General features: G+C 41.8%; 12 protein-coding genes. 8 read left to right on the plus strand and 4 right to left on the minus strand.

The genetic code is table 11. The features are described from left to right. The first annotated feature begins 4 nt into the window (after positions 1–4). The 3 genes from I6N90_RS14615 to I6N90_RS14625 are packed head-to-tail and all read left to right on the plus strand — an operon-like array spanning position 5 to position 3,404. A complete protein-coding gene (locus I6N90_RS14615) occupies positions 5–853 on the plus strand; it encodes a carbohydrate ABC transporter permease (RefSeq protein WP_197936333.1) in 849 nt (282 codons plus the stop codon). 13 nt (positions 854–866) lie between these two features. After that, positions 867–1,979: an efflux RND transporter periplasmic adaptor subunit gene (locus tag I6N90_RS14620; RefSeq protein ID WP_232243003.1), complete on the plus strand. Its 1,113-nt coding sequence runs from the start codon at positions 867–869 to the stop codon at positions 1,977–1,979. Between the two features lie 27 nt (positions 1,980–2,006). Continuing rightward, positions 2,007–3,404 (plus strand): ABC transporter substrate-binding protein, encoded by a 1,398-nt coding sequence (locus I6N90_RS14625; protein ID WP_197936335.1) that lies wholly within the window; start codon positions 2,007–2,009, stop codon positions 3,402–3,404. Positions 3,405–3,502: 98 nt separating this feature from the next. Here I6N90_RS14625 and I6N90_RS14630 read toward each other — a convergent pair whose 3' ends face one another. Continuing rightward, entirely contained in the window at positions 3,503–4,591 is a 1,089-nt protein-coding gene (locus I6N90_RS14630) for a M24 family metallopeptidase (protein ID WP_197936336.1), read from the minus strand. A gap of 193 nt (positions 4,592–4,784) precedes the next feature. Between I6N90_RS14630 and I6N90_RS14635 the strand changes: the two genes are divergently transcribed. Further along, complete coding sequence (locus I6N90_RS14635) at positions 4,785–5,459, plus strand: sensor domain-containing protein (protein ID WP_442950963.1); 675 nt, start codon at positions 4,785–4,787, stop codon at positions 5,457–5,459. A 115-nt stretch (positions 5,460–5,574) separates the two neighbouring features. Here the strand turns inward: I6N90_RS14635 and I6N90_RS14640 are convergent, their stop codons facing one another. The 3 genes from I6N90_RS14640 to I6N90_RS14650 all read right to left on the minus strand — a co-directional run bounded on the left by I6N90_RS14640 (position 5,575) and on the right by I6N90_RS14650 (position 9,496). Continuing rightward, on the minus strand, positions 5,575–6,654 hold the full coding sequence (locus tag I6N90_RS14640) for a saccharopine dehydrogenase NADP-binding domain-containing protein (RefSeq protein ID WP_197936337.1): 1,080 nt from the start codon (positions 6,652–6,654) through the stop codon (positions 5,575–5,577). 96 nt (positions 6,655–6,750) lie between these two features. Next, positions 6,751–7,071 carry an ArsR/SmtB family transcription factor gene (locus tag I6N90_RS14645; RefSeq protein WP_197936338.1) on the minus strand — a complete coding sequence of 107 codons (321 nt, stop codon included), beginning with the start codon at positions 7,069–7,071 and terminating at the stop codon, positions 6,751–6,753. Between the two features lie 136 nt (positions 7,072–7,207). Next, positions 7,208–9,496 carry an S-layer homology domain-containing protein gene (locus I6N90_RS14650; protein WP_197936339.1) on the minus strand — a complete coding sequence of 763 codons (2,289 nt, stop codon included), beginning with the start codon at positions 9,494–9,496 and terminating at the stop codon, positions 7,208–7,210. A 451-nt stretch (positions 9,497–9,947) separates the two neighbouring features. Between I6N90_RS14650 and I6N90_RS14655 the strand changes: the two genes are divergently transcribed. The 4 genes from I6N90_RS14655 to I6N90_RS14670 all read left to right on the plus strand — a co-directional run bounded on the left by I6N90_RS14655 (position 9,948) and on the right by I6N90_RS14670 (position 16,082). Then, positions 9,948–10,394, plus strand: a complete 447-nt coding sequence (locus I6N90_RS14655) for a HEAT repeat domain-containing protein (RefSeq protein ID WP_197936340.1) — start codon at positions 9,948–9,950, stop codon at positions 10,392–10,394. Between the two features lie 298 nt (positions 10,395–10,692). Next, the gene (locus I6N90_RS14660) at positions 10,693–12,513 is read left to right on the plus strand and encodes a M60 family metallopeptidase (protein WP_197936341.1); all 1,821 of its coding nucleotides are present in this window, start codon (positions 10,693–10,695) and stop codon (positions 12,511–12,513) included. A 186-nt stretch (positions 12,514–12,699) separates the two neighbouring features. Then, entirely contained in the window at positions 12,700–15,102 is a 2,403-nt protein-coding gene (locus I6N90_RS14665; protein WP_197936342.1) for an ATP-binding cassette domain-containing protein, read from the plus strand. Continuing rightward, entirely contained in the window at positions 15,099–16,082 is a 984-nt protein-coding gene (locus I6N90_RS14670; protein WP_197936343.1) for a serine hydrolase domain-containing protein, read from the plus strand. The genes I6N90_RS14665 and I6N90_RS14670 overlap by 4 nt, the downstream gene beginning before the upstream one ends. The last annotated feature ends 36 nt before the right edge of the window (positions 16,083–16,118 follow it).

Consider the following 16,118-nt stretch of genomic DNA (forward strand, 5'->3'; position numbering starts at 1 on the left):
ACGCATGAAGGATACGTTGAAAATAAGCGCGCGCTTCTCCATCTTACTCATCCTGGCATTGATTATGTTGTTTCCACTTTTGCTTACGGTCAGCAATTCCTTTATGACAGAAGCTGAAATCGGGTTTAATTACACCGTGGATGAGAGGGATAGCGGTTATGTCAATCTGAAATGGATTCCCGACAGGGTAAGTTTGGATCAATACAAGGCGCTGTTGTTTGACCGCATGCAATTTTTGATCATGTTCTGGAATTCCTTGCTGCTAGTGGTGCCTATCGTAGTGGGACAGGTCGTCGTAGCGACCATGGCGTCATTCGGGCTGTCGCAATTTCAATTTCGCGGCAGAGAAACGTTGTTTTTCCTCTATATCATAACGATGCTAATGCCTTTTCAAGTGACGTTGGTGCCGAATTATTTGGCCATGGACTGGCTTGGCTTACTGAACAGCCGTGCGGCGATTATTCTTCCGGGCATCTTCTCGGCTTTCGGCGTCTTTTTGATCCGGCAGTTCATGATCGGTATTCCCCGATCCTATGTAGAGGCGGCGAAAATTGATGGCGCTGGTTACGTGACCATCTTTGTGCATATCATTGTCGCCATGTCGCGCCCCGGTATTGCCGCCTTAGTCATTCTGGCGTTCGTTGATTATTGGAATATGGTGGAGCAGCCTCTGATCTTCCTGCATGACGCGTTTAAGCAGCCGTTGTCCATCTATTTGTCCAGAATAAATGAAGGGGAGCGCGGGTTGGCTTTTGCCGCAGCCGTATTGTATATGCTCCCGATGGTGTTCGTCTTCTTGTATGCAGAGAACGATTTGATTGAAGGCATTCAGTTATCGGGTGTGAAAGGGTAGAAAGGCAGGTTGAATGATGGAAACCGAAAATGTACTTCATGCCAGACGCAAACGAAACATCCGCATCGCCGGATCATTGTTCTTCGGGCTGATGCTGTTGTTGACCTTCTTCTCCAACACCATCCAGCAGTTGACGTATCCGAAAGTACAAACTGTGAAGCCGGTGTATCAGCAGTTGAGCCATGTCATCAAAGGTGAAGGTACGCTGACGCCGCGAACGATCGAAAAGGTATACGACAATTCCGGTTGGAAAGTGGCACAAATCGAAGTGGAGGTGGGGGATGAGGTGGAGAAAGGGCAAAAGTTACTGACGCTTGATACAACCGTGGCCCTTAACGCGTTGCTCGATGCAGAGGTGGAATATAAGCAGAAGCAACTAGAGCTAGAGACGTCACAGACCGCGTATAAAACCGCCGTCCAGAATCAGTCGTCGGAAACGATTCTGCTTGAGGCGCGAGTGAATATGGAAAATATGAAGCTGGGTATGCAAGTTCAGGAGCGAAAGCTAAGCGGTATGCGGGAAGCCTTAAGCAAGCAACAATTTGTGGTTGCACCGCTGAGCGGAGTCGTGACCGAAATAAATGCCGATCTTGGAATTCCCACTACTCCAGGGCAGCCTGTCGTCAAAATTGCGGATAAGAGCAAGGGCCTTGGCTGGAAGTTGGTTGTTGCGAACGAACAGGTTCACGGACTGAAGGTTGGCGAGGAAGTCAAGCTCTATGTGAACGGGGACCAGCAAGACTTGATTCGAGCCATCGTGGGCGATATCAAGGATGCGGAAGCAACCGCGACTACCGCAGCGGGGAAGCAACTTTTCTTTCAGGTCACTGCTGCGGAGCTGAAAGGAGGTGAAGCTGTAGGCATTCATTGGGAGCGAAAGAGCGGACTAGTAGTGGCGACGGTGCCGAAAAAAATAGTGGATAGCGATGCGAAAGGCGATTTTGTAAACATTGTGGAAGAACGGAAGGGGCCCCTTGGCAATCAATTTATGATCCGGAAACGTTATGTCAAGCTTGGAGAAGCGGATGAGCAGAACCAGGCGATACTGGACGGATTGACGGAAGATGACAAAATTATAAAAGATAGCAGCGAGCCTTTGAATGAAGGCGATCGAGTCAAAATGTAGGTTGAAGAACAGGGAGGAGTTTACGAGATGAGAAAATGGACATGGATGATTATATTGCTTGTGATGGCGGTTGCAACAACGGCTTGCTCTAGTGCGAATGATAAAAATGAAGTTGGCGGGGAAAACAAAGCGAGTGGATCAACCGGTGGGAAAACAGTCGTGACGATTGCAGTTGTTCAGAGGGACCCGGGAGGGTGGCTGGAGCAAGCCGAGGCGGCTTACGAAAGTAAGAATCCAGATGTGGATATCGTCATCAAGGAATATGTGGCGCTACCTGAACGTTCCACTGGTACGACTATAGACTTGACGGCAGGAGTTAGTCCGGCTGATCTGGAGAAATATCGGAACGCGATAAACACCGATCTCATGTCTGGGAAGGGAGCTGACATTGTCTCTGTCAGTGATCTGGATTATGAGAAGTATAAGGACAAGGGTGTGTTTGCTGACCTTGGAGCCTTCATGGAGAAGGACCCAGAATTTGATCCCACAAATCTGTTTGGCAATGTCATGGACGCGGCCAACGGAGGGGGCAAGAAGGTCATCGCACCGATCTGGTTTGGCGTTCACAATATGAGCAGCGCGCTTTCGCCGGAGCAGTTGGAGGTGGATGGAGAGAGGTGGACGTGGGACGATCTACTACATAAGGGGGAGCAACTCGCCAAGGATCTGCCGGGCGATCTGGAAATTATGGGGGGAGTCGCGCCTACAAAGCTGGTTCGTATGATCGTGATGTCGGATTACGATAAATACATCAATCTGGAGGAGAAGAAGGTCAGCTTTGATACCGGGGAATTTGCTGGGCTCTTGAATCAGTTGAAGGAATTGTATGGAACGGGATTGCTGTCCGATAACTATGTCAAGACCATGGAAAACAAGGTTATTTTTCGTGATGAGACGTTTACCCTTCCCATGGTAGCACTGGAATCGCTAAAGTCCGGGCGGCAAATTTGGAATCAGCCTAGTAGCAACAAGCATGCGGGATTACGCTTCTCGTCCACTATGATGCTGGCGATCAACGCCAAATCCAAGGTAACAGCTGAAGCGTGGAAATTTCTGAGCTACTTGCTGTCGGAAGAGGCGCAGTCCAGTCCGGGGATGTTTTTATGGTTCCCGATGAATAAAGCTGCCACCGCTGGGAAGCTGAAGGGGAACGGAGCGGGAATGATGATGGCATCACCCGAAGGGGACATGTCCAGCGCCATGGGTGGAACGAGTGACAACGCGCCAGCGCCGGCAGAAGTCACGGCACAAGACGTGGAACGATTGATGGCCTTCATCGGGCAAGCCGGGTATTTCCATGGCAGCGATCCAAGGTTGCTCGACATCGTGGAAACTGAAACGGCAGCATTTTTCACCGGAGAGAAAAGTGCGGAATCCGTCGCGAAGCTAATTCAGAATCGGGCCAAAACCTATTTGAACGAGTAACGACATAGGCCAAAAGAGCGATTGCAATTATGTAGAAATTAGGGGTGCCTCAAAGTGTTTAAATCCACTTTGAGGCACCCCATTTATATTATTTGTAACTAACCAATTACCGTCAAATGTTTCGGAAAAGAGGTTAGCACTTCTACACCATCAGATGTTACAAGTACGTCATCTTCGATGCGAACGCCGCCAACAGATGGAACATAAATACCTGGCTCAATTGTGAATATCATCCCTTCGAGCAATCTCTCCTCGTTTCGTCCGTGAATAGATGGATATTCGTGAATGTCCATGCCGAGGCCGTGACCTAGTCGATGGTTAAAATAAGGACCATAGCCGGCTGCTTCGATCGATTCACGAGCTGCGCGATCAAGACTGCCAAAAGTAACATCTGGGCGAGTAGCTTCAATGGCTAGCAGATTAGCATTTAACACTGCTCCATAAATGTTTTTTATCTCATCAGACACTTCGCCAACTGCAAAAGTGCGTGTAATGTCTGAAGCATAACCATCCGCATATACACCAAGGTCGAATAAAAGAAGTTCGCCTTCTTTTACTTTGCGTTGATCTGGTTTACCATGTGGCAATGCAGATTTAGGACCAGATAACACCATCGTATCGAAAGAAGGACCTTGTGCACCTAGTTTCTTCATTTGATATTCAAGTTCAGCTACGATTTCAATTTCAGTTACGCCTGGTTTTACTTTAGCCACACCTGCACGAAGCACTTCTTCAACGATATGTACGGCATGTTTCATTCGTACGATTTCATCAGGTGTTTTAATTACCCGCATCTCACGCAGTGGCAATCCGATGTCAACGAAATTGCTAGCACTAACAGCATCACAAATCGATTCGAAACGGCGTACGGTTAAATCTTCTTTCTCCACGCCAAGATTATTGATACCTGAAGGTAACAGTGTGCTTAAAATTTCAAATGCATTGTCCGTATCGCTGTGCGTATAAATTTTCGACACGGATGATTCTGTTTGAGCTTCAGCAAAATCTAGCGCTGGAACTAGCAATATCGCTTCTTCTCCTTTAGGGAGTAAAAGTGCTAGCAATCTTTCGTGAGGATTGGTGGCAAAGCCAGTCAAATAATAGACATGTTTTGGTGAAGTGATCAACATTGCATCAATATAGTTAGCATCCATATAAGATTGAAGTTTGTTTATTCGAGAAGTCATCTCATTAACCACCTTTCAATCTTATTGTAAACAGTTAGTTAGTAAGTATCTAGTGCTTTTGGGGATATCCAACTTCAACCCTAGACTAAAGCCTAGGTTCAGATACCCGCTAAGACGGTTATGTCTGGAAAATAAGGCAGATATAATGAGCTTATAACTTAGAGCGTGACTAATGAAGTCAAAGGGGAAGTGTATGAAAATGAATGCAAAAGAAGCGTCTGCAATAGTGTCAACAAGTAAAGGAAATCGGGTACTTTTTAATCCAAAAACCTATGCATCGATACTCTACTTATTGTTGTCTCTCCCACTAGGGATTATCTATTTTACAGTAGCGATAACGGGTCTTGCACTTTCAATCGGTTTGGCTCCAATTTTTATCGGAATACCGTTATTTTTTGGAGTTGCTATGTTGTTAAAAGAAATTGTGAGATTTGAACAAAGTTTGATCAGTCATTTTTTAGGTTTACCGACGACTACTCATGTTTCGTTTACTTACAATCAACAGCCTGTAGAAGGGCAGAAGTGGTTTATGCGAATGGTAAGAGGTTTTAACGGTGGGCTATTCATTCGAAACCTGCTGCTCGTATTACTCAGATTTGTAACAGGCATTTTGTTTTTTGTCATTATGGTAACGGTGATTTCACTAGCATTAGGATTTCTTGCTCTTCCAGTCGTTCATATCATTTTGATGAATGAAATACAGATTGATATTTTAGAAAATAACTTCTTTAGCTATATTCAATTAGATTGGACTTATAATGAGCAATATATGCTGTCCGTAGTTCTTGGCCTTTTATTCTCTTGGATAGCGCTTCGCGTCGTAAATGGGTTGATGCAAATTCAACGTAGAATGTTGTTTGTAGATTAGCCCACTAAAGGGATGGGTGAATCCAGCCAAAAGAGAGCTTTTCTAGCTCTCTTTTTTTGATGTTAGGAAATAAGATCATGGCATGTGTTAACTCAGATCACTTAAACAAAAAATACTAATGAGAGATAAGAACCCCATATTGTTTAAAAAAGGTGATTATATCATGTTTATTCATCTGCTTATCCGGTAGGTCCTCAGGATAATAAATGCCTGGAGCTAATTGCTCGCCCTCAGGTGTTCGTAGTATCTTTTCTGCTTGGACGGCGGCTCCCAAGGCAGTAAGATGAGTCTGACCGAGTGGATCAGAAATCCCAACCCTCCGTTCAATCAAACTCCCTTCGTGATCACGACCCATGAGGTGAATGAGCACATGATGTGTACTTCCAGTCCCCGGATTGTAGAGAAGTTTTCGTCTAAACGAACGGAATCGATCACCGCTAATCATTTTCCATATTCCACTCCTAACCAGTCCGACAAGTGCGGAGGTAGATGCTTTACTGTCGAAGGAGATACGGAAACTAGCTGATTCGATATTGCCTGCTTTTAGCAACGTAACGTGATCGGGGGTATCAAGCCTGTAGCTTCTTGTTGCATAGCCGTTTGGAAACTTCACGTGAGCGGGCTCGCTCATAGGAAATACAAGGCGACGTCCTTTTTGCTCAGTAATATAAAATGGAATAGTCATGCGATCCATGTACGCTGCGGAATCGGGTCCTGCTTTGTCCTTTAATGAGTACAGCGCATGGATATTGACTGAAACATTCTTTAGGGAGTCTGAAAATAACGAAGCAAACAGTGAAGCAGTTCCCGCCATCCATCCGGAAGATAACACGACAGGCGCATGAATTTCCGTAGCATTTAATTTGGCGATAGATTGTTGGAATAGCTCTGTCCAACGTGTAACGTCGATAAATGGAATTTTTCTTCTGACCGCAGACAGAAGAAGTCGATCGTGAAGATCGTTGACAGAGTTAATAACTAGAGACACGTTTCCACTTATGTATTGAAGAGGATCTTCTGCATTATTATCTACAACACCTGTTTGAATTCGATCAGATGCGAAGGGTTCTGCTTTCTCTGGTGATCTACCTCCCAGAACAATATTCAGGTCGGGGTGTCTTTCGAGTAATAGTTGAGCAATTTGTTTACCCACTGCGCCGTATCCGCCAACAATAAGCACCGTTTTTTTATTCATTTTAATAACCTCCGTTTTTATATGTTTATTGGTTTAAACTCTTCGACATAATGGTGTTTAAAATAGGAATGTCATCGTACTAGCCTGATTACTGGACTAGTACTGGCATTCCTCTTCTACCAAATGGACAAGCTGTTTCATAAGTGAGATCGCTTCGTTAAACTCTAGAGAGTAATACATCTCTGTTCCCTTTTTTTGAACTGTGAGTAAACCTGCTTGCCTTAAAATTTTTAAGTGATGCGAGACAGTAGGACGCGACATCGGGATATGATCTGAGATTTGAGTTACATTCATACTCTCTTTGTCGATGAGCAGCGAAATGATCTGTTGACGAACCGGATCACCCAAGCCTTGAAAATAGGGGCTGAGATTCTCGAAAACATGAATGACCTTCTGATTGCCGATATACTCGTTCATAGTTCACTCCGTTATAATGTTTAATTGTTTAAACGGATTATAATACATTTCACAGTATAACACAATTCATTGTTAGTATTTTGACTGTGGGTGGGGAGGACTTAGAACTGAAATCCTCCCTAACCCTTTAATTCCTTTAATTATATTCCTGCACTCTGAGCAACAGGACAACTGCTTCCGCACGAGTCATTGAAGCATTCGGTGCGAAAAGATTGTTACTCCGTCCGTTTAAGATACCTGCTTCTTTGAGTGCTTTCACTGCGCCTTTTGCCATTTGTGGAATGTTAGCATCATCCTTATAACCGGTAGCTGTAACTCCGTTCGCATTCAGTTTAAGTGCTTTAGCAATCATCATAGCCATTTCTGCACGGCTGATTGTTTTATTCGGCTTAAAGCTGCCATCTTGATAACCACTGATGATGCCTTCTTTTACAGCTATAGAGATAGCCGTTTGCGACCAAGCAGGGATAGTATCTCGATCCTTGAATGTGAGTGTCGTACCATTACTTTTCGGCTGCAAAACACTTATTAGCATAACTGTGAATTCTGCTCGCGTGACGGTGTTGTTCGGCTTGAAAGTACCGTCGGGATAGCCGTTAACAAGTTTGTTTATCACAGCTTGCTTGATTTGTTGCTCTGCCCAATGTCCGGCAATATCGGTAGGTAGTTTTGGTTGTTCTGGTTTTTCTGGTTGAATTGGCGGTATCGGTTTTTCGGGTTGTTTTGGTTGTTCAGGTAGTTCTGGTTTTTTCTGTTGCTGAATGGTTATGGTGTATTTTTTCTGTGCACCATTTTCCGCATATACGAACACTTTTAATATATTTTTACCCTCTGCCAAAACAGTGTTCACTCCGTCCATCACTATTTGTTCGTTTAGCGTAAATATGACCGAAGCTTTTTCATGCTCAGTATTAGCTTTGACTTTAAGATGCTTTGCTTTAGTTTCAGTTTCTAAGGTATAGCTCTCAATTCCCACATTAAATTTCGGGGTAAGCGGGATCAATGTACCATCTAAGAGTAATTCCAATGACTTTAGATTAAAATTGCTGGATAAGTCCGGACCTGTTGAAAGTGAAAGTACTTTAACAATTCGAATGACGGTGTCAGCAGCATTACCAGCATTATCGGTAACATTATAACGAATCGTATATGCTCCTATTTTATTCGTATCGACCGTATCTCCAGAGATGATAATTCGATCACTTATATCTCCATCATATAAATCGGAGGAGATAGCTCCTGCATCCGTATATGTCTGTCCTTGGCGAATTTCGATAGCGGCTGCACCTTTCAAAGCAATAACTGGTTTCTCTCGATCGATGTTCTCAATTTTCAATTGCTCAACCGTTTCGTTGCCGACTTTATCTTTTGCATAAACGCTGATCCAACCGTTATCGCTTAGAACAATATTCGTTTTTCCATCTACGACTACAGGGATTGTTCCTGCGTTTGCAAAGTAGTTACTGTCATGTTGCCCCAAGTCGTACTTCACTACATCAATTCCGCTCTCATATTCATATACACTCGCCGTAACGGTAACATTTCCACGAGTAGAGTGTTCAGGATTTTTGTGAAATTTGATAGTTGGAGCCGTTCCATCCAGTTTGAATGGATTAGAAGGTGTAATTTTTGTATAACCGCTTCCATCTTGAATTCGCACATGTAAATACCAAATTTTCGATGATGTAGGTGCTGTGATCGTTTCATTGCCAGAAGACGCTGTCCATCCGACATTGCTGTCAAGCTCTATTTCATTGTTAGACCATTTGTAATCTATCTTGTCTGTTGCGCTACCAGGATTGGTAATAGAAAGTGTGACATCTCGTCCAGGGGATGAAACCCACGTCGAACCATATCCATTGGGTGATATTTTAACTGCAACTATGTCATCAATATTGCTAAATTTAATAAGAGGATTAGTGCTGGCAAAATCAGCTGCTGTTGAACCGAGGTAACCATATATCTTTTTAAGTGGTGAAGCATCAAAGGCATTAACATTAATAATTGTTGTTTTACCTTCAAAAATCACGTTGCTTAATGGGTTGTTTTTAAAAGCTGAACTTCCTAATTCAGTTACACTACTCGGGATAATTATATTCGTTAATTGGTTGTCTAAAAAAGCCATACTCTCAATGCTAGTTACACTATTCGGAATTACTGCACTCGTTAATTTTCTTTGTTTAAAAGCACTATTTCCTATTTTAGTTACACTATACTTTTCGCCGGAAACTACAACTACACTAGGTATTTTTACATCTGTATTGCCACCGTTGTAATCTGTGATTGTAGCCGTTTTCGAAACTTGGTCTACGCTGTACACAAAATCGTCTACAGCACTAGCATTGGCAATCTTCCTCCCTGCAAATGTCCACGTGCTCGTCATAAACACTGCGATAAGCATCATTACTACCAGTACTTTTTTCATATTAGCGCGAAACAACCTCATGGTTCTCATCACTTCCTTTATTAGAATTGTACTGCTAACCAAATGTTCATTATCGTTAGGGTTGGTAAAGATTCAATAAGAACAGCTACAGTGATTTGGAATTCATAACAATCCATAGAAAAAGTTAAACATTACAATTGAAAATATATTTTTTGTATGTATTCTCCTCCTTTGTGGTCTATAAGGGAATTTTGGGAAGGTGTCCGATAACATGTATAATTACCCATAACTTTTAAAAATGAATCAATAACGTTTAAATCCTATCAAGTCACATGCGAGGCGTGATATAATGAAGTCTGATATGTGAATCGGATACACCAACATAAGATAAACGTTCTAAATTATGGAAAAGTTGCTGTTATCACGTATGAAGTTTGAATAAGATGTCTATTCTATGCTTTAAAATTAAAAATGGAATGAGTTGGGCTACTTGGAAAACCTTGAAGAACAAAACGAATTGACGTTAGATTATGATCAACTAAAAATATTAGCAAACCGTACTTCCAACTGGAGAGAACGGTTAGCAGCTGTTGAAGAATTAGGTAAACTTGAAGATAATCAACAAGTTGTTGATGTATTGACGCATAGAATGAACAATGATTCTGTGTTTACGATTCAAGAAGCAGCTTACCGTGCCCTTAGAAAATTGGGTGAAGACGTTCAAATGCCAGCTAAGAAAAAAGGCGATCCATTTAAAGGATCGAATAAAATTTTGCTAAGAATTAAAAAAAGCTTACCGAAAGATCACTCCTTAGAGGAGTTCGGCGAGAAGTTTAAAAAGATGAGAATCGATATGTATGACACTTACGAAGGCCAAAAAGGTGACGAATTCGCTAAATGGCTTGAAGATACGTGGAATGCATTGACGATTAGATAGTTCTATTTTTACACTTAGAAGTAACAAATAATGCAATAAATAGAAGGTTGCCGAATGGTTGTATCGGTAACCTTTTTTTGTGTTTTCTAAATGACTTTAGGGTGAAAAGTGGGGGGATTCCCGAGATCATAAATAGGAAGATAGGTATTCCTGCGCTGGTGTTGATTATCAAACCCTGCCTCTGATTCAACTTGAATGTTGAAATTTCAATCTTATGTCCTATTAACCGTCTGGAAAAATTACCCGATAAATTGATGAACTCCTTAAGAGGGGAATATTGTCACGAGGAAGGATGAGAATGATGTATAACAGCAAGTGGAAACATGGTGTAATTCAATCGTTCCTTGCCGTATCTTTAGTATTTTCAGTTACTAGTGGGGTTGGTATTCCTAAAGCTTCAGCGAACGTTTCGCAACAAACATTATTGGAATGGAAAAGCTCCAAAACCTATAAGAAGAGCGACCGTGTTTCTTACAAAGGTTATGAGTATGTTGCAGGACGCAACACAAAAGGAGATAGACCAGATCGTCCTGGGAGATACGGCTATGTGAATCCTTGGAAAATGGTTGGGAAAGTGAAAGAGCCCGTTATTGTAGATGTAATTCCACCCACCGTGTCACTTTCATCGAATAATGTTCAATTCAACACAGACGACACACTTCTTCTACAATCCTCAGCGAACGATGCATCCGGTATTTCTAAAGTTGAATTTTATCAAAATAATACATTAATCCATACAGCATCATCTGCACCCTTTGAGTATCGTCTCGGAATAACCAAGGAGCTCAATGGTGAGCATTCATTTGTGGCAAAAGCATTTGATACGATTGGGAATACAGCATCGTCATCACCTGTAAATATACACGTTCAAATTGCCAATAAGGTGCCCGAAAGTAACATACGAACGATTACGTTTGAACAATTCGGAAATCCGAGAGCGGAAACGAGGGCACTTCGCAGAGAATTTAAGGGAAGCAATATACAGCCAACAGGCATTTATGTGAAGCCAAATGAAGTGATTACAGTTACATTGACGACGATGGATGCTACTAAGCTTCCGATTGCAGCAATCGAAGATCCTCATATTACAAAATATAATTATATGCCAGAGTACATAACGTTACAGCCGGGTGAAAATAAACTATCTAGTCCAGCAGGGGGCTTATTGTATTTGCAGCACTTTGCCATTTTTCCTGTCGCACCAACGGTAACTGTTGAAGGTGGACAAGATATTCCTTATTTCGAATTGGGCAAAACAACAAATGAAGAGTGGCAGAAGATGCTTAATCAGCCGGACGTCTCACCATGGACAGAACTAATTTCAGACCGAGTATGGATTACAGTGCAGACGAGTAAGGCTAAGCAATACGTTCAAGATGCTACTTTACTAATGGAAGCGCATGATCGAGTTGTTGCGGAACAAGAAAAAATTTCTGGATTATCGTTTGAAAATGCAAAACCACATCAAGGGCCGAAATATCGTTTTCATTACAAAGAGTATTTTAGTGATGATCAATACATGTTTGCATGGTACGATATAGCTGGTTTTCATACTGATTCTATTGATGCGATTTTAGATATTAACAGATTTACAAAAGAAGGCTGGGGTCCATGGCATGAACTTGGGCATTTCCATCAGCAAAATCCATGGACGTGGGATGGGATGGATGAAGTAACGGTAAACATCTACAGCTTAGCTACACAAAAGATGTTCGGCTTGCAATCTCGACTAGAGAAAGACGGTGTTTATGAAAAAGCATTTGAGTATTTGAACCAGCCGACACGTGATTACAACAAGTTAGAAGATCTTTTTGTTAAGGTGACTATGCTTTGGCAATTGCAGCTTGCATATGGCGATCAGTTTTATCCTGAGCTTCATAAGGCCTATCGCGATATGAACTACAATCAACTTCCTCAAACAGATGAAGATATGATTTCAATGTTTATCGTTATGACTTCTAAGACAGCGAACCAAAACCTAATTCCATTTTTCGAAAAATGGGGTCTTAACGCAGATGAAGAAACGATCAAATTTATCAATGAATTAGGACTTCCGACTTTAACGGCTGAAATTTGGAAAAATCGTGATAGTAACAACAACATACTTCCTAACCGTTAACACCGAGTGCTTTAGTTAATAGTTGGTTAAAAGATTTAGTAAAGGCTGCCAAGCGAAAACGCTGGCAGCTCTTTTTCATTTTCGTTATTTACATTAGAACATATGTACGTTAAATTTAATTAGTAAAAACTAGAAATTGACCTAACCCTTTGCTAATGACTAAGTAATGATGGGGTGTTTAACGCAATGAGTGAATTTATAGAAATTAAAGGTGCTAGCATTCATAATTTGAAAAGTATTGATGTTCGTATACCACGAAATAAGCTGACGGTCATAACTGGCGTGTCGGGCAGTGGAAAATCAAGTTTAGCCTTCGATACGTTGTATGAAGAGGGGAAGAGGCGATATCTTCTTTTTTCGGGAACGCAATTTTCGTCAGATCCTATTCCTAAATTTGATTCGATTACAGGTCTATCCCCTACTGTTGCAGTGGAGCAACGTATTATACGTCAATCTAACTCTAGAAGTACCGTTGGCACACGATCAAAGATCGGAAATTTAATAGCTATTTTATATGCATCATATGGACAACGGAACTCTTCTTACGGAGATAAGACACCACTTGCGATGGAGTTTTTTCAGAGAAATTCCCCTAAGGGGATGTGTGTAAAGTGCTTGGGAAGCGGGCGTTATCAGGAGATTAATGAAGATGCCATTATAAAGATGGACATGCTCATCAAAAACATTTTTGATGGTTTCTTACTGAAGCATCGTTTTCATAAGAGCAACTTTAATAAGTTTTGCCAAATGCATCAAATAGAAGTGAATGAAAAAATCGGATTACTATCTGATGAACAGCTGTTGTTGTTTAAGTATGGATGCCGAAAAAGTGGCTTTGTAGGAGCAGTTGTCGTTTTTCATGATATGCAGAAACATAAGTCTAATTTAAATGCCCGTCACAATTCAGCAGATAAAGAGATCATGTTGTGGGGGGTAAATATCGCCCCAGTCACATGCCCCAAATGTAATGGCTGTGGTCTCGGTGAAGAGGCTATTCACACAACGATCTCTGGCAAGACGATTACTGAGCTGGAGAATATGTACCTAGATAAGCTACTCACATTTTTCGAAACGGAAAAGGATGAAATGCCCGGCAGAAATGTGATAGATGACATTATAGTTAAGCTTAGGTGTATGGTCGATGTTGGACTCTTTCACCTTACACTCGCACGACCATTGCCGACTCTTTCTGGAGGTGAGATTCAACGTCTTTTTTTAGCTACCATTATTATCGCTGAAATGGATTCGATCACGTTCATATTTGATGAGCCGACTATTGGGCTACACGAAACTGAAAAGGATATGTTGATTACGATCATCCAAAATCTCGTGAAACGTGGAAATACGGTAGTTGCAGTAGAACATGACGAAAATGTTATGCGTGTTGCAGATTATATTATTGATATTGGGCCAGACGCGGGGATAAATGGTGGCGAGCTTATATTTCAAGGCAGCTTCGAGCAGTTCATGTCCTGTAAAAACTCTAAAACAGCTCCGTATCTTTCAGGTGAAAAAACGATGAAGCCCAAACTACAATTTAAAGCGGTAGATAACCAGAAGCTACTTACAATAGCTAACGCAAATCTTCACAATTTAAGGGACGTTTTTGTATCTATACCGCTAGGACTCATGGTAGGTATTGCTGGAGTGTCCGGTAGTGGGAAATCGAGCTTGATCAGCGGCACACTAGTTCCGAAGTTAAAGCAATTACTAAAGGGTAAGTTTGTACATGAAGATGATGATGATATGACTAGTATGGACAACGATGCGCTTGTGAGCGGAACAGAACATATTAAAAAATGTATCGTCGTAGACCAGAAGCCTATCGGTAGAAGCAAATCTTCTTGTCCGGCTACGTATACGGGTATTACGGATCGGATTCGTGCACTTTTTGCAAAAACGGAAGAAGCGCTTGAAAATGGTTATTCACTCGGAATGTTCTCGGTAAACTCCGAAGGTGGCTGTAGAGCATGTAAAGGTGAGGGATTTACACAATTTCATATTGGTCACGGGAATTGGATGGACGTAAAGTGTGAAATGTGTGAAGGGACAGGTTACATTACAGAGGCATTGAGCGTAACGCTTGATGGGAAAAACATTATGGATATTATGGCTATGAGCGTATCGGAAGCAGTGATGTTTTTTGGCCGCGAAGGCTCGGAATCGTATGATAAATTGGCAGCAGATATCCTCATTACATTAGAAAGTGTGGGGCTTGGCTATATTACGCTTGGGCAAAAGACACCAACGATTTCGGGAGGGGAAGCACAACGGATTAAACTAGCAAAAGAGCTTAGTAAGCAAAAGGGAGCAGGGAATGTCTATATTCTTGATGAGCCGACAACAGGTCTCGCCTTTTCAGATAGGGATCGTTTGATTACATTGATGCAACAGCTCGTTGATGATGGTAATACCGTAATCGTTACAGAACATGATCCTTTGGTACTGACGCGTTGTGATTATTTGATCGAGATGGGGCCAGGTGGTGGCAGTAACGGAGGATATATTATTGCAGAGGGTACGCCAAAGGAACTTATAGCAAATAAGCAATCGATCATTGGAAACCACTTAGAGAAGGTGAAGCGATGAGCTACGAATGGCAGTTTTCTACACCAGAGGCAGAAGGTATGAGCAGCACTATTTTGCAGCAAGTAGACGACTATATTAAACAAAAGCGATATAGACTTATCAATAGCATATTGATTTTGAAAAATGACAAGATTGTATTTGAAAAATATTATAATAAATATAATGAACAAAGCAGAAACCGTATTAGATCCGTATGGAAAAGTATCATTTCGATTGCAGTTGGGATTTGTCTGGATAAGGGTTATATTAAAAGTTTGGACGAGCCTATTGGGACATATATAGATGAATTTGCAAGCAATCGTCATCCCTATCATAAGCTAATCACGATTCGTCATTTGTTAACGATGTCGTCCGGTATTTATTGGAATGGTGGTATTCATTATCATTGTCCGATGTTAGCGCAAATGCTTAGATCAAAGGAGTGGGTAAATCACATATCTGATATTGCTATGAGCAATGTTCCAGGTACACAATTTCAATATAAAGAATGGGATATTATATTGTTGTCCGCATTAGTCGGGAGAGCGTTCGGAGGTACAGCTTACGAAATCGTTAATCAGTACTTGTATCGTCCCCTTGATATAATGAGTGAGGAATGGCTTCAAGGTTCGTGTGGAATAAGTTATAACGCGATATTGGATAAAGAACATGCTGATTTATCGGCTAGAGACCTCGCCAAAATTGGAATGCTTTTTCTACATAACGGAATGTGGAATGGGAATAGAATTGTTTCATCCGATTTCGTCAGGGACGCAATAACTCCATCTTTTGATACTGTTTCTATTGATGCCACAACAAGTGGATATGGATTGCTTTGGTGGCTTTTACCTGGAGGATATGGTGCCCGTGGGTCAGGTGGGCAAGAGATCAATGTAATACCGGAAAGTAATTATGTTTCGATCATTCAAGCTACTCCAACTGCTTCTGCAAAAGGATATGGGGACATTCATATGAACATATTGAGTCGAGCAATAGTGTAGGGATACTCTGCGATCGAGTACCCCTGGCTATCTTAA

It is taken from the genome of Paenibacillus sp. GSMTC-2017, from assembly GCF_016019935.1.
In the GTDB taxonomy this organism is placed as follows: domain Bacteria; phylum Bacillota; class Bacilli; order Paenibacillales; family Paenibacillaceae; genus Pristimantibacillus.